Annotated in this window: 14 protein-coding genes, 1 pseudogene and 3 other annotated features; of the genes and pseudogenes, 3 read left to right on the top strand and 12 right to left on the bottom strand. The window is 35.5% G+C overall.

Annotated elements, in window-relative coordinates; all coding sequences use genetic code 11:
• Positions 1-171: 171 nt before the first annotated feature.
• Complete coding sequence (locus tag V7024_RS24490; protein ID WP_438824498.1) at positions 172-1,191, bottom strand: HAD-IA family hydrolase; 1,020 nt, start codon at positions 1,189-1,191, stop codon at positions 172-174.
• A gap of 183 nt (positions 1,192-1,374) precedes the next feature.
• Here V7024_RS24490 and V7024_RS21875 point away from each other — a divergent pair, with 183 nt between their 5' ends.
• Positions 1,375-2,172 (top strand): lipid II flippase Amj family protein, encoded by a 798-nt coding sequence (locus V7024_RS21875; protein WP_335523875.1) that lies wholly within the window; start codon positions 1,375-1,377, stop codon positions 2,170-2,172.
• 57 nt (positions 2,173-2,229) lie between these two features.
• On the opposite strand, the gene aspS is transcribed toward V7024_RS21875, so the two are convergent.
• From aspS to ileS, 3 genes are all read right to left on the bottom strand, one after another.
• Complete coding sequence (aspS, locus tag V7024_RS21870) at positions 2,230-3,522, bottom strand: aspartate--tRNA(Asn) ligase (RefSeq protein WP_335523872.1); 1,293 nt, start codon at positions 3,520-3,522, stop codon at positions 2,230-2,232.
• Between the two features lie 109 nt (positions 3,523-3,631).
• Positions 3,632-3,844, bottom strand: a binding site (T-box leader).
• Positions 3,845-3,971: 127 nt separating this feature from the next.
• Complete coding sequence (locus V7024_RS21865; protein ID WP_335523870.1) at positions 3,972-8,180, bottom strand: tetratricopeptide repeat protein; 4,209 nt, start codon at positions 8,178-8,180, stop codon at positions 3,972-3,974.
• 111 nt (positions 8,181-8,291) lie between these two features.
• On the bottom strand, positions 8,292-11,396 hold the full coding sequence (ileS, locus tag V7024_RS21860) for an isoleucine--tRNA ligase (protein ID WP_335523867.1): 3,105 nt from the start codon (positions 11,394-11,396) through the stop codon (positions 8,292-8,294).
• A 54-nt stretch (positions 11,397-11,450) separates the two neighbouring features.
• Positions 11,451-11,692 (bottom strand) — a binding site (T-box leader).
• 255 nt (positions 11,693-11,947) lie between these two features.
• Between ileS and V7024_RS21855 the strand changes: the two genes are divergently transcribed.
• A complete protein-coding gene (locus tag V7024_RS21855) occupies positions 11,948-12,184 on the top strand; it encodes a hypothetical protein (RefSeq protein WP_335523865.1) in 237 nt (78 codons plus the stop codon).
• Between the two features lie 251 nt (positions 12,185-12,435).
• On the opposite strand, the gene V7024_RS21850 is transcribed toward V7024_RS21855, so the two are convergent.
• Positions 12,436-14,760 carry a GW domain-containing glycosaminoglycan-binding protein gene (locus V7024_RS21850; RefSeq protein WP_335523863.1) on the bottom strand — a complete coding sequence of 775 codons (2,325 nt, stop codon included), beginning with the start codon at positions 14,758-14,760 and terminating at the stop codon, positions 12,436-12,438.
• A 543-nt stretch (positions 14,761-15,303) separates the two neighbouring features.
• On the opposite strand from V7024_RS21850, the gene V7024_RS21845 reads away from it, so the two are divergent.
• Positions 15,304-15,993: a YjjG family noncanonical pyrimidine nucleotidase gene (locus tag V7024_RS21845; protein ID WP_335523862.1), complete on the top strand. Its 690-nt coding sequence runs from the start codon at positions 15,304-15,306 to the stop codon at positions 15,991-15,993.
• A gap of 60 nt (positions 15,994-16,053) precedes the next feature.
• On the opposite strand, the gene argS is transcribed toward V7024_RS21845, so the two are convergent.
• From argS to V7024_RS21810, 7 genes and pseudogenes are all read right to left on the bottom strand, one after another.
• Positions 16,054-17,742, bottom strand: coding sequence for an arginine--tRNA ligase (gene argS, locus V7024_RS21840; RefSeq protein ID WP_335523859.1), 1,689 nt, complete (start codon positions 17,740-17,742; stop codon positions 16,054-16,056).
• Positions 17,743-17,790: 48 nt separating this feature from the next.
• Positions 17,791-18,006 (bottom strand) — a binding site (T-box leader).
• Between the two features lie 40 nt (positions 18,007-18,046).
• Positions 18,047-18,823 carry a class I SAM-dependent methyltransferase gene (locus V7024_RS21835; RefSeq protein ID WP_335523857.1) on the bottom strand — a complete coding sequence of 259 codons (777 nt, stop codon included), beginning with the start codon at positions 18,821-18,823 and terminating at the stop codon, positions 18,047-18,049.
• 45 nt (positions 18,824-18,868) lie between these two features.
• Complete coding sequence (locus V7024_RS21830; protein ID WP_335523854.1) at positions 18,869-19,303, bottom strand: BrxA/BrxB family bacilliredoxin; 435 nt, start codon at positions 19,301-19,303, stop codon at positions 18,869-18,871.
• Positions 19,304-19,387: 84 nt separating this feature from the next.
• On the bottom strand, positions 19,388-19,771 hold the full coding sequence (locus tag V7024_RS21825) for a DCC1-like thiol-disulfide oxidoreductase family protein (protein ID WP_335523852.1): 384 nt from the start codon (positions 19,769-19,771) through the stop codon (positions 19,388-19,390).
• Between the two features lie 5 nt (positions 19,772-19,776).
• Positions 19,777-20,904 carry a conserved virulence factor C family protein gene (locus V7024_RS21820; RefSeq protein ID WP_335523850.1) on the bottom strand — a complete coding sequence of 376 codons (1,128 nt, stop codon included), beginning with the start codon at positions 20,902-20,904 and terminating at the stop codon, positions 19,777-19,779.
• Positions 20,905-21,063: 159 nt separating this feature from the next.
• Complete coding sequence (locus V7024_RS21815; protein WP_335523848.1) at positions 21,064-21,840, bottom strand: RNA-guided endonuclease TnpB family protein; 777 nt, start codon at positions 21,838-21,840, stop codon at positions 21,064-21,066.
• A pseudogene (locus tag V7024_RS21810) lies at positions 21,824-22,307 on the bottom strand (IS607 family transposase); the annotation flags it as partial. The pseudogene V7024_RS21810 and the gene V7024_RS21815, both read right to left, overlap by 17 nt.

Genomic DNA, 22,307 nt, shown 5'->3' with positions numbered 1-22,307 from the left:
ACTATTGATTTAGTCCTTTTTAATTTCCAAGGAAATTTTTATAGAATTTTCAGTTTATTTTAAAATTCCACTTTATAACTAAAATTCCTTTTTCAAGCACCGGATATAGTCATTTTTTCACAACATCTCTATACAAAAAAGACAAGGTGACAACCTTATCTTTTTCGTCAATTATTTTTCTACTACATAATGAAACTTCTTTATATTTTCTGCATCTTTAATAATATGAGTAGCTCCCGCCGCCACTAATTCTTCTTTACTACCGTACCCATACATGACTCCGATAGAATCGATACCAACTTGACGTGCTCCAATTATATCGTGCTCTCGATCACCTACCATAACTACATGTTCTTTCTCTAAATCGTGATATGTATGTAAAATATGCTGAATGATTTCTGTTTTTGCAATGCGTGTTCCATCTAAATTACTACCGACAATCTCTTCAAAATAATGCGCCATCTGAAAGTGTTCTAAAATTTGTTTTGCAAATACAGTTGGTTTAGACGTTGCTACAAATAAACGCTTCCCTTCATCCTTTAACTCTTGTAAAACACTAGGAATATGCTTATATACATGATTTTCAAACATTCCATTCGTTTTAAAGTATTCACGATAAAACGTTACTGCATCTATTACTTGTTTTTCATTCATTCCATATATATTCGCAAATGAATGTTGAATCGGCGGACCGATAAAAGAGAGCAATTTTTCATCGCCTGGCTTCGAAATAAGTGTTCCACCTATTCCTTCGTTATACATATTATCTACCATATATACAATTGAACCGGGTTTTAAAACCTTATGAAATTGTTCTAAAAAAGAAAAAATATTTTCTTTCGGAATATGAGAAAACCAAAAATTTGCGTATGCTCCATTAAATGTTTTTGCTAATTGATTTAGTTTATAGGCATTTCCTTGTACAAAAGAAACTTTCGATGGCAAAAGCTGCTTTTCTTTCGCTATCGTAAGTGTTTCTTCCGAGTAATCAAGTGCAGTAATGTGCTCAGCCGTTTCAGCAACATATTGCGTCCAGTATCCTGTACCACAAGCAACCTCAAGTACATCCCTTCCTGTAAACTTTTCTTTCAAAACATCTTTTATTTGTAACAGTTCTGCTTGCCTAATAGGGTCTTCTCGAAAATATACTTCTTCATAACTTTTTGCTCGGTTACTGTAATATGCTTTCATTCTTATCCCCCTTACCATTCTAGCCACAACCTTCACTATTTTGCAAAAGAATCATTCAAATGTAAACATTCAGTCAATAAGATACTATAAGTCACCATCAAAACAAAATTCAAGATGTACAAAACCCTTCTCATCATGTATGATTAGATTTATTTTCCAATTTATAATAGATGGTGAATACACATGACAACAAAATTAATTTTCATAGTAGTTTTTACAATTATTATTCATGCCGTGGAAACAAGTTCCTATAGTATCCGACTTGCAGGAATTCGTTTAAAAAAGATTGCTGTTTCCTTATCTGTAGTTGGAATCGTGTTACTTGTTGCGAGAACATCTAACTTACTGCAAGCCTTTTTACTTGGCGGTATCGTCGATCAAGCAAAGCAAGACACTTCCATCAATTTAGAAGGAACGATTCGTCTTATTTTATTAGCGGCTTCCATCGGTACATTACTAGCCATCTTTTTATATCCGACTCTAACAAAACTATTTGGCTATGTGATTCAAAACTTTGAAACAGACGGTTCTTTCATTCGCATGATGAAAACAAATAACATTCAAAAACTAAAATACACAAAAAAATATGTTCGTTTCCCAAAATTGCAAATGATTCATCGAATGCGAGTTGGCGGTATTCCAAAGCGAATTATGCTCATTAATATGTTTGCTACCGCTATTTATACAGCAGGCGTTCTTTCTGCTTTATACGCTTCTTTTTTAAATCCTGCTTACGCAACAAATGCAAGTACAGCTTCCGGTCTCGTTAATGGATTTGCGACAATTTTACTAACTGTCCTATTAGACCCACGAATCGCTCTCTTAACAGAACGAGCCCTCCAAAAAGAAAACGGTACAGAAACAATGGGAAAAATGTATGGATGGCTTATGATCTCTAGATTTTTAGGAACATTACTAGCTCAGCTTCTTTTTATGCCAGGAGCTCATTGGATATTGTGGATAATTTCGATTACAAATTGAAAATAGATTCTCATAAAAAATCCCCGGTTTTTATACCGGGGATTTTTTCACTATATATTACGGCACTAACCGCGTACAGTCTCTCGGAAATGCGCTTGCTTCACGAACGTTTGATAAGTTTAAAAATTTATATACAAGCCGTTCTAATCCAATCGCAAATCCACCATGCGGCGGACATCCAAAACGGAATGTATCGATATACGATTGAAAGTTTTCTACATTCAATCCCTTTTCTTCAAAGGAGCGAACTAACATATCATAATTGTGAATACGCTGCGCCCCCGATGTAATTTCCAATCCCTTATACAATAAATCAAAAGAGTCTGTGATAGAAGGATTCTCTTGATTTGGCATTGTATACATCGGACGTGTTTCTTTCGGATAATGAGTGATAAAGACAAAATCGCTATTGTATGTTTCTTTTACATACTTCCCAAGCAATTTTTCTCCTTCTGAATCTAAATCGCCAATTGGCGATTCTTTTCGATACTCTTTTTGTAAAATATTTTGTGCTTCCGTCACCGTTAGTTTTGGAATGTTTGTAATAACCGGAATTTCAATGTGAAGCAAATGTAACTCCTTTGCACAATATTGCTGTACTTTTCCAAACATATACCGAAGTACATCCATTTCAAGTTTCATTACTTCATAAAAGTCTTCAATAAATGCAAGCTCAACGTCTAAGGAAATGTATTCGTTTAAATGACGAGATGAATTGTGATGTTCAGCGCGGTACACAGGTGCCACTTCAAAAACACGTTCTAATCCACCCGCAACCATCATTTGTTTATAAAACTGCGGTGATTGTGCTAAATATGCTTCTTTTTCAAAATATTGAAACTGAAATACGTTTGCTCCGCCTTCCGCTCCTTGTGAAACAATTTTCGGTGTGAAAATTCTTGTAAAATCATGTTGTAGTAAATATTCGCTAAAGGCATGTGCAAACATTGATTTAATTGTAAAAATCGCTTGCACTTTTTCATGCCGAAGTGATAATGTTCGTGAATGTAACATTTGATCTAAACCGACCTGCAGTTTCTTTTTATTCACTTCAAATGGAATTGGCTCAGCGCCATTTATAAGCTGCACATCCTCTACTAACAACTCTACTCCAAGTTCCGTTTTCTCTGTCTCAATTACTTTTCCTGTAATTTGCATAACACTTTCTACTTCTACTTTATATCCAGACCATTCTTTTTCAAGTACACATTGCATGACGCCTGTTCGATCACGAAGTAATAAAAAGCTAATATTCCCTAAATGACGAATTTTCTTCACCCATCCTTGTAACACAACTGTTTCATGCGGTGTACATTCGCTAATAAGCGACCGCTTCATTTGTTGACTCATACATTCCGCCTCCTACTATTAATTGTATGATTGTAAATTTATTATTATCGTTGTCATCATCATCCACGGCCGCTCACCCCTTTCAAAGAATACAAAAATCCGCCCCTATAAAAGGGACGGATTTCACCGCGGTACCACCCAAATTGTCATATTGACCACTTTTCGCCTGATAACGGTAGGTTCCGTTTACTTTTACTAGTTCTTCACGTTCAAAATAACACTCACAGGTGTCTTTCCATCACGCTGCATCGCAATCTTCTCAGCTACCGATTGCTCTCTGTAGATCAGTTCACGATGTACTTTTCCTGCTCATCGCTTTTTATATTTACGGAATATTCTATCCTTTCAAACGACGAAATGCAAGATATTTTTTAATAATTCGAAAAATCATTTCACTTACTTCTTCAGCTCATCCGATATGGTTTTGTTATAAACTTTCCAAAAATTCATCAAATATACTGCTTTACATATTTTTTAATACGTATTAGATCTGGGTCCTCTTCCATTAATTCTACAAAATAGCCGCTTTCATCTTCTTGTAATACGCGCTCTAATTCAGTGGTCGCTTCTTCATTTCGATTTAATACAGCTAAATAGCATGCTTTATTATACCTGGCATTCAAATGTGATTCATCCATCAATAATACATCATTCATGAGTTGCAACGCTCTTTCTGTATCACCGTTTAGATGATGGGAAACACCAAGACCGATATATAGTTCATCCTCTTCTGGATGATGCTCTAATCCTTTTTCCAATATAACAATCGCTTCTCGGTAACGCTCTTGATTATTATAAAGAGCACCTAAATGTATAAAACTACCACTCATCATTGGAACATCCTCTATTAAAGCACGGAGAATATCCTCTCCTTCTTCTTCCCTTTGTAAATCTAGTAATATCGTACCATGTAGCATTTGAATCGATGCGTCCATCGGCCTTTCTTGCAAAAGGTGCTCTGTTTCACGCAATGCCTCTTGCAGCCTTTCCTCATTGTCATCTGCATGTTCTAAAAGCAGCATAATTAACTGATGTGCGATTTCATAATTCCAATGGTTTTCAAGCGTCTTACGCAATGTTTCTATTGCATCATCATTAAGATCACCATTTACATAAAAGTGAGCAAATCGCTGTACCACTGTATAGTTCTCTTGATTTAGCTGAATTGCCGTTTCATACAAATCAATAATAGATGTAATAGAAAGTACATCTTGCGCACGTTTTCGAATGCGGCGATACATTTTCGTAAAAAATGCTCCTGTTTGTTCTTCTTGCTCCATCTGTTCCATAAATTTTTGTTCAAGTGCAGAAGCTGCATACATAAACGCATAGCTTTTTTCTTCTTTTGATATGTCTAAATTCCCCAAACTATCACTTATATTTTTTCTTTGCTTTCGCAACTCTTCTATATACGTTACATACACTTCTTCATTGTGAACATTTTGCATAATAAGCTTTTCAATAACATGTAAGCCTTCTTTTTCATGCGAGGCAAGTAATATTTTCGCATAATGATGTAATATCTCTTCATGATTATTTTCCTTTGCCAGTGCCTGTTCTATATAAACACGTTCTTTCTGCCCATCACCAGATGCCCCGTACACATATGCAAGACTATTTAAACGCCATACTTCAGAAACAATCCCTTTCTTTTTGTTTAAATACGCAATTAGTTCCTTATGACGCCCAATTTTTACTGATATATTCGCTAAATGTTCCATATTTACTAATAAAGGTGCATGTTTACAACCTGCAAACATGTGATGTTGTTCGTTTTCTAAATCTTCTTCCACAAAGTAAAGTTCAGCCAATTTTAAATGCGCCATTGCAAAAGTAGAATCTCGTTTCACGCATTGTAAAAAAGCTTTTTTTGCTTGTTCCCTTTCTTCCAATGTTTTATACACTTCCCCGACCCTAAAATGCGAGAATGGATCTTCAGTGATCTGCGCTGCTTGCTCATACAGTTGAATAGCTTTCATATAATTTCCAGCCGACTCCTGTAAAATACCTAAATAACATAAATAATCTATATTACGATTATCTTTTTCAACTAAAGTACTTAAAAACGAAATTCCTCTTTGTAAAAATGGTGTATCTTCTAGTTGGGTTACATATATTTCTAATGCATCCCGGAAATTATTTTGTATACAAACGATTCCTTCTTCCATTATCGTTAGAGCTGATTCTAATTCTCTTTGTTCTATGTTTTGATCCATAGCAGCATTCCATAATATTTTTCCAGCATTAATAAGGAAGTCGCTATCTTCAGTAAACTGTTCTTTCAGTCTAAAAATATATTGTTTTCCTGTTTCATAGCTTTTTTGTTTCATGTAAACTTCACTAATTCCTATATGAAAGGATGCATCTTCCTCGTCATGTTGAAGCCCGACTTCATACATTTTCAGTGCATTTTCATATTGCTCTCGTTCTAAATAAAAATCACCTAATTTCGCATATAATGCAGCTGATTGGACATCATGTTGCATTCCTTCTAGTAAAACCTCTTCTGCTTTTCTTTCCTCGTCTAATTCTGCTTCATAAATATCAGCTAACATGATATATGGAAGCGGTAGTTGACGATCTAATTCCTTGCCAACTTGAAGTCCGCGAATTGCCGATCTTAACTTTCCTAATTTATGAGCACACCTAGCACGCTCACACCAGACATATCCGTCTCGTTTATATTGTTTTAACAACGTAGTAAACACTTCATATGCTTCTTCGTTTTGGTCCGCATCCATTAAAATAAGGGCATGATTAACGAAAACAAAACGATCTTCGTGACGACTCGTTGCAATAGACGAATACTTTAGAGCCTGCTTCAAATCATCTAAATACATATATCCAATGGCCATATAACTCCAAGCTACTGGCTGATCAGGGTCTAGCTGGAGCGACGCACGAAAACTAGCAATCATATCATCATAACGAGATTCATCGAACGCAATGCGTCCTTGAGTAAAATGATAGAATGGATTAACAACTTTATGATTTACTTGTTCTAATACTGTATATGCTTGTTCTAGTTCTTCGATGCGCACAAAACATTGCGCTGCATGAAGTTTTACATAATCGGATTCCGGATAAGCATATAAAGCGCGCTTCGCACAGTTATATACAAACTCCTTTCCGTCTTGTAAATCTAAATGCTTAATCGCATATAGCCATGTATACGGATTTTCTTTATGCTCGTGTAAAAGCCTTAATAAATTTTCCACATCGTCATGTTCAGCAAATTCCATTTGATCTGTTAACGAAAAGATGCGCCGGAAATACAAATCATCTTCTTTACATAATGAAGAAAGAAGCTCACTTTTCTCATTTGGAACAATTGCGATGGATAAATAATTCGTATTTACATACTGCTTTGCAAATTCTTCATATGTAACAAGTGTGCGCTCTGCAAAATTTGGATCTTGAATATATAAAACTTGCAGCTGATCATTATAGCCAACTACCAATTGCACATGTGAAACATGATCTATATCGACACTAAGCAAAACCGGAACACCGGCATCGATAAATTTTTTATACATATTTACTGTACCTACAAAGAAACAACTTTTATAACCGATCGCTTCTACGTATTCAACTGTTTTTGATAACTTTGATCCTATTCCATCAAAAATGTGCTTGGCAATTTCATCTTGCGTTTTGTGTTTTCCAAAAAGCTTCAATACCATTTCTATACTTGCAGGTACGCAAAAGTTATCTTTCTGCACGACAGGTATAATTGAAAGCATCACTTCTTTTTTCTCAGCAAAGCGCAATGCGTTGTGATAAGGAGAATCCTTTAAACTATTCTCGTTTTCTAGCAATGTTTGCAGAGTAGTCCAATCACCTTTCATATAATAGAATTCCGCCCAAATTTGTGAGAAATACGGTTGATAACTATGAAATGGCAACAAGTTTTGAACTTCATGTAAAACTTGTCTCAACTCATCATATGCTTTTTTATCATATAATCTTTTTATCTTTTCTAAATAAAAGAACGGAACTTGTGGAAATTTCCTCATCGCTTCCGTAATGATTTGTAATGACTTTTCATGTTCCCCTTTCATAGAATACAACTCAGCCAATAAATATGTTGATGTATCTGCACATTCCTCACAATTCATTCCTTTTCGCAGTACTTCTTCTGCCTTTAGCCAATCGCCTTTAAATAAATAAAAGTAGCCCCATTTATCAAAAATCGGAATCTCACTTAACTCTTCTGCTTTATTCATATAAGTATAAGCTTCTTCATAACGACGCATTTCAAGTATGCAGCGTGCCAATACGAAATATGCCTTTGCAAGGTGCTCTTTTTTAACACCATTATCTTCTTTTTGCAATGCCTCTTTTAACAAATCTTCTGCATCTAATGATTTTCGTTCATCAATTAAATCATCACAAAACCAAGTAAGCGTCCGAAAACTGTTAAAACGACGATGCGCATATCGCACCACAAATCTACTATAAGATGGCATCAAGCCTTCATCTAACAATTGAATGAGTGTATAAAAATCTTCTTCTGAAGAAATTTTACCTAACCGTTCTTTCATATAGGAAAAGGAATTTTTTCCTCTTATTTCCTCAATTTCCTTTTGAATTTCCGATAAACCATTTAAAAATTCTTTCTTTTTTACATATACCCTTAATGTCTCAAAATCTCGCATCTTTTCACTCCATTCTTTTTTCATAATTTTATATACTAGCTATAGAACTTACAATGTTTTTCACAGTTTTTTTAAAAGAAAAAACAGAGCGTACACTCTGTTTTTCTTATCTTATATTTCGTTCGCTCTAAGATGAATCAATACCTGCTTATTTCCTACTTGGATTTGTTCTGCTTGTTGCATCGATTCCATGATAAATAATTGTTTCATCAGTAAGTTTTCTTGCAGTAATTCTTTATACTTCATCATTACATCCCGTAATTCCTCGTCACATTCAATTTCAATGTCTACTCGCAAATTTACTGGCAAATTCAATTGTTTGCGATATTCCTGCACAGCGCGAATAAATTCTCGCGCCATGCCTTCCTCCAACAATTCAACCGTCACATTCGTGTCCACCATAACGGTATATAACCCATTCGCAGCATCAGCAAATCCTGTTTTCGGTACTTTTTCAACAAACACATCTTCTAATGTTACTGTGACAACTTCTCCAGACGACAATTGACATGCTCCATTTTCATCCTTTAGAAACACTTTTACTTCTTCATTAGATAAATTTTGCAACCAATGATTGACCAAATTGATTTGTTTTCCAAACTTCGGTCCTGCCTGTTTAAAGTTTAACTTTAACTGATATGACAAATACTCCGCTTCGCTATGTTCGATCGTCACTTCTTTCACATTCAGCTCATCCATTATAATTTCTTTATACGAATCCCAATCCATTTCTTCCTTCGTATTCTCAAATACAACAAGTTTTGCTAATGGTTGTTTTACTTTTAATGTGTGTTGATTACGAATGCTACGTCCAAGCTCAACTACTTGTAAAACAGCTGCCATCTCTCTTTCAAGCTGTTTCTGAATTAGCGCTTCTTCACATACTGGATAATCCGCCAAATGAACACTGCTGCCTTCTAAATTGAAATGAATATCTTCAGCTAAAAATGGTGTAAACGGTGCAAGCAGCTTACTAATCGTAACAAGTACCTCGTAAAGTGTAGCGTATGCTGCCGCTTTTTCAGCATTCATACCAGATGCCCAAAAACGATTGCGTGAGCGCCTTACATACCAATTACTTACTTCTTCAACTAATAACGCTATTTCACGTGCAGCTGTTGTAAATTGATAATCTTCTAAAGCTATACTTACCTTCTGAATCGTACTATGCAGCCTTGATAATACCCATTCATCCAGTTTTGTTTTCTTTGTACGATATTCCTGTTTTGGATTGTATTCATCTAATTCCGCGTACAATACGTAAAAACTATATACATTTAACAACGTATCAACTAGTTTCGACTTTGCTTCTTGTACAGTTCGTTCTGAAAATCGTTTCGGATTCCACGGCGCACTATCTACAAGCAGCGCCCACCTCAAAGCATCCGCTCCAAATTTCTCTACTAAATCTACTGGGTCTAACGCATTCCCTTTACTTTTTGACATTTTTTGCCCATTTTCATCTAACACATGCCCAAGTGATAATACACGCTTATACGGGGCTCTTCCAGTGTACAGTGTAGACACTGCAAGTAAGCTATAAAACCAACCGCGCGTCTGCTCAATTCCTTCAGCAATAACATCCGATGGAAACTGTTCTTCAAATAACTCTTTATTTTCAAATGGATAATGATACTGAGCAAATGGCATCGAGCCACTATCAAACCAAACATCAATTACTTCTGGCGTACGTTTCATTGTTTCACCGCATTCGGAACAACTGATTTTCACTTCATCTACATATGGTTTATGCAGTTCAATATTTTCATCAACCATTCCAATTGCGTATTTTCTTAATTCTTCAATGCTTTTCGGGGCAAATTGATGGTAACAAGCTTCACACTCCCATACATTTAGCGGTGTACCCCAATATCGTTTCCGGCTAATATTCCAATCAACCATGTTTTCTAAAAAGTTACCAAACCGACCATGTTGAATATGTTCTGGATACCATGTTACTTCATTATTATTTTGTAAAAATTGCTCTTTTAACGCAGTTGTTCGAATGAACCAACTTTCATTTGCATAATAAAGTAGCGGTGAATCGCAGCGCCAACAATGCGGATAACTATGTTCATACTTCTCCTTATGATAAAGAAGACCATGCTCAGCTAAATAGCGAACAATATCAATATCACATTCTTTTACAAATTTCCCTTGTAAAAAAGGAACATCAGATGTATATTCGCCCTTCTCGTTTACAACATTCACAAATGATAGTCCATGTTCTTGGACCACTTTATAATCATCTTCTCCGTATGCAGGTGCAATATGAACAATTCCAGTACCGCTATTGGCTGTGACAAAGTCAGCATTTACAACAAAATAACCATTTGTGACTTCTGCAAATTGAAATGGCGGTATATAAGAAAGACCTGTTAACTCGCTTCCCCTGTGAACAGATAACACTTTATACTCTTGCTGCAGGACATCTTTTGCTAACTCTTTCGCCACAATATAAACCGCATCCCCTTGCTGCACCCTCACATATTCCAGCTCTGGGTGAACTGCTAGCGCTACATTAGCTGGAAGCGTCCATGGCGTCGTTGTCCAGCCTAGAAGATACTCGTTTTCCCGACCTGTAAGCTGAAATTTAACTGTTGCACTTAAATCCTTCACTGTTTTATATCCTTGCGCCACCTCATGTGAGCTTAATGATGTTTGGCAGCTTGGGCAATAAGGAGAGACGCGGTGACCTTTATACAGCAATCCTTTTTCATGAATCGTTCCAAGAACATGCCAAACACTTTCAATATAGGAATTATCTAACGTGATATACGGCGCATCCATATCAACCCAGTAACCAATACTCTCTGTAAACTCACGCCACTGCTTTTCATACGTAAATACACTCTCTTTACACTTTGCCAGAAAGGCTTCTACACCGTACTTTTCAATATCATGTTTACCAGAAATACCAAGCTGCTTTTCAACGCCTAATTCCACCGGTAATCCATGTGTATCCCATCCAGCCTTACGCAGTACTTTATATCCTGTCATCGTTTTATATCTTGCAACCAAATCTTTAATGGTACGTCCTAGGGCATGCCCAACATGTGGAAGACCATTCGCAGTTGGCGGTCCTTCATAAAATACGAAAGATTGTGCACCTTCACGATTTCGAATCGATTGCACAAAGGTATTCTGTTCATTCCATTGCTTACGAATTCGCGCTTCTCTCCTTACAGCTAATTCTTTCACATCTACCTTCTTCATCTACAATCACTCCTTAAGAAATAATTAAAAGTACACAAAAAACCCGTCCCTATCATTAGGGACGGGTTTACCCGCGCTACCACCCTACTTCTATTGATTAATCGTTCATCAATAGCACTCAGCAACGTACAATCATACGCGTTCCTTGTAACGGTAGACAACCGTTCGAACTTACTATGTTCAGCTCGACTCCTCGGAGATGATTTTCAAACATATACCGAACACCGGCTCTCAGCAAGGCACCGACTCTCTGGGGAACAGTGATATATTTTACTCGTTCTCGTCATCAGATTTGTATACTTTTATTAACAGTTATTTTATTCCAATGCAACTCCAATTGTCAATTAATTTAGAATGTTTTTTCTGATTTATGTTTATTTCATTTTTATCTTTACTACTCTTTTTTATTCTACTTCTTTAAGAACGTTACATGAATAACAGAATGTCGCATGGTTAAACTACTGAAAGAATCAAACATGTTTATTATCAGGAAAAAACGAAGTAATCCATACATCAAGTACTAGATTTTAAAACAAAATGGTGGTGTTTTTATGTCAGATTTTATAGAACCAATCGAGTATGAAACAGGTACAGCAATTCAAACTTTTAACATTATGGAAACGAATGCTACTACTGATGGATATGAAGTTCTCCTAAATATTGACTTAGACAGTGGTTTCGAATTAGAAAATGTCAAAATGCATATTACCCTTGAAGAATTAGCAGGATACGAAACGATTGATATTCATGAAGGTGTGAAGTATGCTTTAGGATTCTTTAATAATTAATTATTTGATGTTTACACTTTTTCCTTTGCCCCTAATGAATTGGGACACCTACTAAAAATAGCTTTATACTTGAAATTGCCAATCAAGGGGCATTTATTTTGCAAAGATCCTTTCATAAGTAGGTTTTAGGATAAAAATGTATGTTTTTCTATGCAAAAAGCCAATTCATCTCCACCTTTCATCGGGCAACGCCCTGCACATTTAGAAGATGGAAATGAATTGGCTGAAAATGTTAAACTCTACCCAATACTTTAATATGAAATTGCTCGTCTATTTTGTGTAGACCAATTGTTATAAAAGTCAGACCAATACATAGAAGCGTTTTTCTCACCAGTCCAAGGATCGTTATAATAAAAATAGTTTTCATCATATCCTACAAGCGTAATAGCGTGAACTGTAAAACCATGCATAGTCATCCAAACTACAACAGGTTTCCCCTCGTCTAAATTTCTTTTTATTTCTAAACCAGTTAGATTTATTGCACTACCTGTGTATTTACGTACTAAATTCATCAAAGCTGGAGGATATATTGTCCACCCTCTACCAAAAGGGTCTCCTACAAAACCTTGATTTGGATCAATACTAGAATATGGCATTTCGTATGCAAGTTGAACTTTATCTACGTTCGCACCTGCATATTGTAACATCATAGTTACAGATGTTATCTCACAACCGGATACTAAATTTCTTGATGGAATATAAGGATCACGTTGATTAATAATCGGCACATCCAAATGTGGGTAAGTAGAACCTTGAACAACTGCTCTACTATCTATCCAATTTAAACTTCCCTTCTTGTCTCTAAAAGCATACCACGTTACACCGTTGTAATTTACAGATAATTTCACATTTAAGTTCTTATTAGCAAAATCAGAAGCAGAGCCAATATAAGATGCATTTTGCATACCATAAGGTCTTGACCATACAGTATGGCCCTGAGTATTTGATACATGATAAGTCTCATTCATTTCTACTATGTTAGATGCATTAGAAACTACTTTAGAGTCAACCCAACCAACTTCTTTACCGTCTACTGTAAAATGATACCAAACTGTTTGTTCCGTTGTTAAACTACCAATTACTTTAATAGGTTTATTTACATAGTTATTTGCAGAACCTACATATTTAGCGTTCTCTTCACCATAAGGTAAAGTCCAAATAGAGTGACCGTATGTATCGCCTAATAATACAGTTTTATTTTCATCATTAATCACAAGATTGGATAATGTTCTTGAATCAACCCAACCTAGTACTTTATCCCCTAATGTGATTTTACTCCACACAACATTATTTTTCTTCACTTTTTGAATAACTTTAACTTGTTTAAAGCTGTAATCACTAACAGATGCAATCCAGTTAGCACCATATTCCCCATATGGTACACTCCAAACACCGTCAGAAGGTTTTGCAGAACCGCCAATTAGTACTGAACTGTTTTCAACAGGTAAATTTCCCAAGTCAGTTACGGCTTTATCACCATCTATCCAACCAACTATCCCTTTATCATTTTTAACTTGATACCAGTTTGTAACTCCCTTTTTAACTGTCTTTATTACTTGTAATGTTTGATAAGCATAATCATTAGTAGAACTTAAGTATTGAGCATCCATCACACCATAAGGTTTTGACCATATCCCATTACCGTTTGTAGTTCCAATTGTTACAGAGAAATTCACAGGTTTTACCCCATCTTTGTCTAATGCTTTAGAGTCAACCCAACCGATTACTTTACCGTTCACACTAAATTTATACCAAGTTGTATCTCCAAAATCTGCTTTTTCTATTAATTTAATGTTATCGTAAGCATATTTGTCTGAATTATCTACATAGTTTGCACCCTTAACGCCATACGGTAAAGACCAAATACCATTATTATAGGTCGCACCCATTATAGAGTCTTGATTTATTTCTTGTATGTTCGATAATTTACTTAATACTTTACTATCTAACCAACCTATTGTTTTACCGTCTATACTAAATTGATACCAAGTTGCATTATTTACTACCATTTTTTGAATCAGTCGAACTTCTTTTCCTGCATACTTATTTGTAGAATCAATATAGTTTGCACCTTGTAATCCATATGGCACAGACCAAATACCATTACCTTGTGAAAACTCAATAATTTGAGTCTCTTGTACATTTGTTGTGCTAGGTTGTGAGTTAGATGATTTATTAACTGATTTGACCTCATTACTTTTTATGTTATATGATTTAGCACTGTTATCTTGTTGACTATTTGATTCTACATCTATACCCTGTACATTTTCTGATTTAACATTACTATCTTGTGGGTTTTGTGAATTATTCGATTTAACTCCATTAGTTTGCGAGTTATCTGTTTGTAAATTATCTGTTTTGAAGCTATTATCTTGTGATTTATCTTGTAAATCATTCGATTTACTATCTTTACCTTGTAAGTTATCACCAACTTGATTTTCTTGTACTTTTGTAATGTTAGATTGTAAGTTATCAGCTTTTATCAACATTGGTTCTGATAAAAATAAACATGCCCCAGTTACCCCTAGCACCGCAACTGATTTACTACGTATCTTTAACTTATTACTTTTACTCATCATTCTTATCCCCTATTAAATTTAAATTGTAAGTTTAATTGATTTGTTTTTTTCTTATTCGAATACTTAGAGAGTATAAAATATTTTGTGTAAATGAATAAAGACGTAAAAAAAGCCTTTTCTTGTGAGAATTGAGTTACCTCAAAAAATTCACAGAAAAGAAGTCTTCCTATGAAACAGTTTACATTAAAAGTCATCAAAGCACTAGTCCAAAAACAATATATTACAAAATCTTTCCGTGAGCAAAAGCAGTGAATACGCTACATGCAACATACTTAACATTGTTTTTATAATATGCAAAATATGATAGATATAGGTAATTTTACCGTTCTCAAAATTCCTCATACTCCCCGTCCCCGATCATTATGACATATGTTATATACAACACTTTATAAATATTGTAATTTATTATGTATCAAAAAAAATTGAAGGTGTTTTATCTAAAATCTAGCACTTTGACGTATAACAGGCCCTCATATGAGCACGTTGATAAGAAGTTTGTATATGTTAACTATAAAAACTAACTATATTTGGAGGATTAATATGAAGTACGAAATAATAATATTTGATGCAGACGAGACTTTATTTGACTTTAAAAAGTCTGAAAAACATGCACTTAAAAATACGATGCTGGCGTATAATATAGAATATGATGAAAGTTATCATTTAAAAGTATACAAGGCCATCAATACAGCTATGTGGAAAGAACTAGAAGATGGACTTATTACTCAGAAAAACTTAAATTTAGAAAGATTTAAACGGTTATCAAATAAATTAAATGCTGAATTTGATGAAGTTGAATTTGCACAATTATATATGAAACATTTATCTAATGCATCTTTTTTATATGATGAGAGTATAGATCTTGTAGAAAGTCTGCATAAAGACTATAGACTTTCTATAATCACCAATGGTCTCAAAGATGTTCAAGATAATAGAATACGGAAATCTACTATAGCAAAATACTTTGAAGATATAGTAGTCTCTGAGGATGTAAATGTATCGAAGCCAGATGCTAAAATATTTGAACACGCTTTAAACAATTTAAAGTATGCTGACAAGAGCAAAGTATTAATGGTGGGAGATAGCTTAAGTTCTGATATACAAGGCGGAATCAATTTTGGTATCGATACGTGCTGGTTTAACCCTAATAAAATTGTAAATACATCAGAATTTAAACCTACTTATGAAATTTCTAATTTGCTGGAACTTAAAAATGTACTAAAAAAATAGATCAATGTTGAGAAGAGAAAGGAATTGATACATATTTAATTCCTTTCTCTTTTCTGCCTTCTACATCTCCTCAGGCGCTTCCACCCCGAGTAAACGCAATCCTTCTTTTAATACAACTGCTACCGCATATACGAGAGCAAGTCTACTTTCTCTCTCTGCATTTTCTTCTAAAATACGAATGTTACCGTAATATTTATTAAATGCTTGTGCTACGTCTAGTATATATTTCGCAATATGAGATGGTTCATATTTCGCAAACGCAGTTTCAATGACTTGTGGAAAACGATGCAATAGTTTTATAACGGACCAGCTTATATCGTCTGTTAACTGTAACTCTTGTTTTTCAATATCGATATCGCTTTTTTTCAATAGTGAACAAGTACGCGCATGTGTGTATTGTACGTATGGTCCCGTTTCCCCTTCGAATTTCAACATATTTTCAAGCGAAAATTCAATGTTATGCATGCGTTCATTTTTCAAGTCATGGAAAATAACTGCGCCAACCCCAACTTGTTTTGCTACTTTATCTTTGTTCTTTAAGTTAGGATTCTTCTCTTCAATATTTTGCTTTGCTAGCGTAATTGCTTCTTCTAACACCTCTTCTAATAAAACAACTTTCCCTTTACGAGTAGACATTTTCTTACCATCTTTTAAAATAAGTCCGAATGGAACGTGAGACATGCCTTCTACCCACTGGAATCCTAATTTCTTTAGTACAGTGAAAAATTGCGAGAAATGTAAACTTTGTTCATCTCCAACGACATATAGTGCTTTATCAAATGAATACGTGTTTTGACGATATAATGCAGCTGTTAAATCACGCGTTGCATAGAGCGTAGCACCATCTGACTTTTTAATTAAACATGGCGGCATTCCTTCTTCTTCTAAATTAACAACTTGCGCTCCGTCTGATTCTTCTAATAAACATTTTTCTTCTAGAAGTTTAACGAAATCATCCATCTTATCATTGTAAAATGCTTCTCCTTGAAAATTCGAGAATTCTACGCCAAGCAGTTCATAAATGCGAGAGAACTCTTTTAACGATTCGTGACGGAACCAGTTCCACAAATATACCGCTTCTTCATTGCCATCCTCTAGCTTCTTAAACCAAGCACGCCCTTCTTCTTCAAGCTCTGGATACTCTTTTACTTCTTCATGAAAACGTACGTATAACTTAAATAACTCGCGAATCGGATCTTCTCTAACAAGCTCTTCATCGCCCCATTTTTTATAGGCGGTAATCAGTTTTCCAAACTGAGTTCCCCAGTCACCAACGTAGTTAATGCCTACAACTTCATAACCACATTTTTCACATATATGTTTTAATGCATTTCCAATCATTGTAGAACGTAAATGTCCCATCGAAAACGGCTTCGCGATATTAGGAGATGAATAGTCAATTACAACCGTTTTTTCTTGTCCAAAGTATAGCTGTCCATATTCTTCTTTTTCGTTTAGTATTGCATTTAACACTTCATTACTTACAGTTTGACGATCGAAGAACACATTTACATACGGTCCAACAGCTTCTACTTTTGTAAAAAATGGGTGAGATAATTTATCTGCTAGTTCCTGCGCAATAACTGCTGGTGCTTTTTTATATTGCTTTGCTAATGTGAAGCAAGGAAAAGCAGCATCTCCAAACTCATCTTGCTTCGGTGTTTCAATTAAAGCAGCAATTTGTTCTAATGATAAACCTGGTTCTAATACGTCGAATACATGCTGTGCAAACTTCATTTTATATTCCATCAGTATCTTCCTCCTTTTTATCAATAAAAAAACTCGCCTCTTTTCTAAAAAAGAGACGAGTTTACACCCGTGGTATCACCCTTGTTGTTCATTACGAACCACTTTCCCGTTTATAACGAGGTTAGGGAGCCCCGGCTTACTCTACTACACCATTCAAGCAGCATCTTCGAAGTGCGCTTCATTATTTTCTCTGCACTAGGCTTTCACCATCCCTAGCTCGCTATTGCTTCTGAAAATAATTACTCTCTTCATCCAAGATTTTCTATAAAATTTATTATAATCTATTATACATATTGTCTAATAATTAGCAAGTTTCAATTACACCAAAATGAAATTTTGCGCTTTTTCGTTTATAGACAAAGAAGTTATGTTTTTCAAAGCGCATGCTGCGAAAATGATCCTTTAACACAACTCGTTTTCGCGCAACACGCTTAGCCTCTTGCATTGTCTCATCCGTAATATCGTTGTACAATGCAAAATGTTTTAAACCACGAATACCGTCTGATTCTAATACTGTTTCTTCAAACATCGGATCTAAATATACTACATCATAGCTGTGATCTGCACATTGTTGCAAAAAAGATAAATGCTCCGTATGCTTCACTGTAATTCGCTGCATTGCTTCGTTAATTTCGTTTACACCTGCATCCCACTGCTGAAGACCTTTTTCAATCAAATATGCCATATAGCGATTACCTTCTATTCCAGTGACTTGTCCCGCTTCTCCTACAGCATAACTTACCACAATGCTATCAGATGCCATACCTAGTGTACAATCTAACACTGTCATCCCTTCTTCTAGCTGCGCGGCTTGCAGAAATGGATCATGTTCACCGCGCATTAATCGCTTCACGCGAAACATCGCTGAGTTTGGATGAAAAAAGAACGATTCTTCCGTTCCTTGCGGGTAAATCGCTAATCGATTTTTCTGAGCAACAAGTACATCTTGTTTATATTGCTCATGTAATTCATAAATAGGACGATCATTCCTAACAAGAAAAGAACTTTGTAAATCCATTGCTATTTTTTCAGCATATGCGGTCATTTCTTTATTTGTTCGTCCTGCTGTCGTTACAATCATTCCTTCACCTCATTAAAAAGAAAAAGGGAGAAAATCTCTCCCTTTTTAGCAATGCTTTTCAAAAGCTTGTTCTAAGTTTTGAATAATAGCGTCCATTGTTGCACCTTCAATTTCATGGCGGTGAATGAAGTGAACAACTTCTTTTCCTTTTAATAGTGCCATAGATGGTGAAGATGGCGGGATATCATCAAAGTAAGAGCGCATCATCGCTGTTGCCTCTTTATCTTGACCTGCAAATACAGTAACAAGATTGTTAGGTTGCTTCTCAGAACGTACTACCGCTTGACCAGCTGATGGACGCGCTAAACCTGCCGCACAACCACAAACAGAGTTCACAACGACTAATGTTGTCCCTTCTACATTTTCCATGAATTCTTGTACATCTTCTGCTGTTGTTAATTCTTTAAATCCAGCGCGCACTAATTCTTGGCGCATTGGAATTACCATTTGGCGCATGTATTCTTCATATGCATTTGTCATGTTACCAATCTCTCCTTCAACTTTCATTCCAAATTCATCATATCACGCTCTAATACTAGACGCAAAAGAAACGTGATGACTTTCTTATTTTTTCCTTTGGACTTCACAAACACCATTTTTACAATGTCCAACAGGAACAATTTCCCTTTTCGTCGCAATATAATCATATAAGGTATGACCAAATCCGAAAAGAATCGATAGTTTAATAAAAGGTACGATTGCCCAGTATGCAGGAATTACTTTCGTTAAGACATATATACTTTGAATCCCTTTATACCAGCGCGCATCTTTATAAATGTATAAATGTTTCTCCATGTTTTGCTGCATCTCTTCTGATAAACAATATTGCTGAACAATTTCTTCTTCACGAAAAGAAACAAATGTTATTTTCCCCTTTTTATCTAGTTCCTTCGTTCGATTTGCAATCTTTGTACACATCGGACACCAGCTATCGTAAAAGGCAATCATAGCTATTATTCTCCTTTTCGGTACTCCGTCATTTGCTTCCAAACAGAACCCTTTGCTTCCTCTCCGCCTTCAATGCGTTCAAGTGCTAAACGTGCTTGCATTGCGACTTCAAATTCCGGATCCTCTTGCGCTACGCGAAGTGCTGGAATCGCACTTTCGTCACCAATTTCAAATAGAAACATTGCCGCACGCCAGCGTACAAGTTTACTTGAATCTTTTAACGCTTTAATCATCACAAACATTGCAGCAGGGTCACCGATATCTGATAAGCAATCACCTGCTGTGCGGCGTACACTGACAGATCTATCTAATAATGCCTTATAGAGTAAAGGTAAGACACGATTCCCTTTGACCATTCCTAAATAAGCAGTTGCTAAGCGGCGAATCGATACTTTTTCATCTTCTAACGCTTTCTCTAGTACAGGAATATCTTCTTCTGTTGGATCCATTTGTTCAAGCGCTGCATAGCGTTTTGTCCAATCAGAATCATTCATCATTTCCTCTGTTACTTTATATGGCTCACGCTTTGTAATCGTTACTTCAGCCTCTCCTGCTTGTTGTAATAATTCTTGGACAATCGCATCTACACGATCAGGTGGATATGCCGCAACAACCTCTTCCACAACTTCTTTTCCAATCTCTTCAAAGCTACCATAACGCGTACTTTGCTGGGCCCATTTCCGCTCTTTCACAACATTTGGAGCTGACATTTGCACTTTCATAATCGCTTCCTTGAAACGATCTGGTAATCCTACGCGTTCCTCAGTTGTACCATCAGTTAGTTTCACTTGCATTGGAATGGTAAAAAACATTTGAATAAACACTTTCACTTCCCCAAAGTGGGCATTTTGTTCTTGTTCGCTCCCTGTTACGACTTCTTCACCAAAAACTGCACGAACTTGCTGTAAAATATGTTTCCAGTCATATTTCGCATTACGCTCTACTGCTAAAAAGTCCGCTACATGATACACACCTTTTACACCTTCAATTTGCAAAATTTGCTGCACTCTCTCTGGAGCCTCATTTGCATTATCACGCGTATAATTGTTTCGTGCTCCTGCTGGTAATACTTCATTTAAAATAATCTTCATTGTATTTGGACTTGGTGTCGGTTCAATGCCTTTAATCTTCACGTATATTGTCTCTGCTACTAAAAATATATACAAATATATACTCTTAGAGTTTTCCTGCTTCTATGAACCCCATTTTGCCAACTACTCGCTACTTTGGTTTATATGGCTCTCCACAGGCGTTAATTCCGATGTAGCCCACCGTACATATATACCTACTATTTATGTTAGTATAGTATATTCTTTTGCTTGTAAAAGGTTGATGGATGCGTTTAAATCTCTATCCATTTCATTTCCACACTCACACGTATATACTCTGTCAGACAGTTTTAAATCCACTTTCTTACGGCCACAACATGAGCATAATTTAGAAGAAGGATAGAATCTGTCTACTTGTCGTAATTCAATGCCATATTCTTTACACTTTGCTAATAACCATATTTGAAACGTATAAAAACCTTGCCTTACGACTGCTTTAGATAGATGCTTATTCTTCATCATCCCTTTTACATGCAAGTCCTCTATTGTGATATACGTTGGTTTGGTTTTCACTAACTTATTCACAACAGCCTTTATATACTCTAATCGTATATTGGACAACCGAGCATGTAGCTTTTGCACGCTAAGAATATTTTTGTCTATATTCGCTCTTTTGTTAGTAGCAGATTTTCCACCTCTCTTTTTTAGATTTTCATACTTTCGCGATAAAGAGCGCTGCTCACGTTTTAATTTTCTTTCTAGCTTTCTTACTTTTCCTGTTTTATTGATGTTTTCGTGAACTTTCCCAGTGCTACAAATAGCAAAATCCTTAATCCCTAAATCAATCCCTAACCCTGTTTCTTCTAGCTTTGGTTCCACTTGCGTGTCTTCTATTTCATAAACCTCTTTATTGTGAGAAATGTAAAAATTGTAGATAAACCTACTAACTCCAATCGTTTGATGTATTTTAGTTTTTTGTTCTTGCGTAGGGTTAATTTCTATCTTATAGGCTTTTTTCAACTTCCTCATCCTTTAAGATTTTTTCCTGTACTTTCTTAACCCATATATACGACAGCTAAAACTATGCAGAATAGATACAATATCTTGCACTAACTCTTCTTGTGAGGAAAGACTTTCATTATTTACAACTATAACTTTCACATTGAATGTAGCTAAGAACATTTCAAACCAATCGTACCCAAACCGAATAAATCTATCTCTATGAGTGATGATAATTGTACCTACTTCGTTTGTCATACAGTTATCAATTCATCGATTCCATTTTTTACTGTTATAATTTAGCCCACCCCATAGTCCTCAATCGTTTCATCCACTATTATTCCTTTTGCATTGGCATATTGTCTAAGAAAGTCAACTTGATTTTTTAAATCATCTTTTTGATTAGTAGTTGAAACCCTTGTATAGATAATCGTCTTTCTACCAGTCTGTTTCTTACAGCTATCCGTATACTCAAGATACTGTTCATA

Origin of the sequence: Bacillus sp. JJ864 (assembly GCF_036963045.1) — a bacterium.
Classification (GTDB): domain Bacteria; phylum Bacillota; class Bacilli; order Bacillales; family Bacillaceae_G; genus Bacillus_A; species Bacillus_A pseudomycoides_C.
The sequence above is the reverse complement of the archived record's forward strand: the minus strand, read 5'-3'. Positions and strand labels throughout refer to the sequence as shown.

Bases quoted from the DNA above. Each gene is read 5' to 3' on its own strand.
- V7024_RS24490 (WP_438824498.1), bottom strand. From the start codon at position 1,191: ATGAAAGCATATTACAGTAACCGAGCAAAAAGTTATGAAGAAGTATAT.
- V7024_RS21875 (WP_335523875.1), top strand. From the start codon at position 1,375: ATGACAACAAAATTAATTTTCATAGTAGTTTTTACAATTATTATTCAT.
- aspS (WP_335523872.1), bottom strand. From the start codon at position 3,522: ATGAGTCAACAAATGAAGCGGTCGCTTATTAGCGAATGTACACCGCAT.
- V7024_RS21865 (WP_335523870.1), bottom strand. From the start codon at position 8,180: ATGCGAGATTTTGAGACATTAAGGGTATATGTAAAAAAGAAAGAATTT.
- ileS (WP_335523867.1), bottom strand. From the start codon at position 11,396: ATGAAGAAGGTAGATGTGAAAGAATTAGCTGTAAGGAGAGAAGCGCGA.
- V7024_RS21855 (WP_335523865.1), top strand. From the start codon at position 11,948: ATGTCAGATTTTATAGAACCAATCGAGTATGAAACAGGTACAGCAATT.
- V7024_RS21850 (WP_335523863.1), bottom strand. From the start codon at position 14,760: ATGAGTAAAAGTAATAAGTTAAAGATACGTAGTAAATCAGTTGCGGTG.
- V7024_RS21845 (WP_335523862.1), top strand. From the start codon at position 15,304: ATGAAGTACGAAATAATAATATTTGATGCAGACGAGACTTTATTTGAC.
- argS (WP_335523859.1), bottom strand. From the start codon at position 17,742: ATGGAATATAAAATGAAGTTTGCACAGCATGTATTCGACGTATTAGAA.
- V7024_RS21835 (WP_335523857.1), bottom strand. From the start codon at position 18,823: ATGATTGTAACGACAGCAGGACGAACAAATAAAGAAATGACCGCATAT.
- V7024_RS21830 (WP_335523854.1), bottom strand. From the start codon at position 19,303: ATGACAAATGCATATGAAGAATACATGCGCCAAATGGTAATTCCAATG.
- V7024_RS21825 (WP_335523852.1), bottom strand. From the start codon at position 19,771: ATGATTGCCTTTTACGATAGCTGGTGTCCGATGTGTACAAAGATTGCA.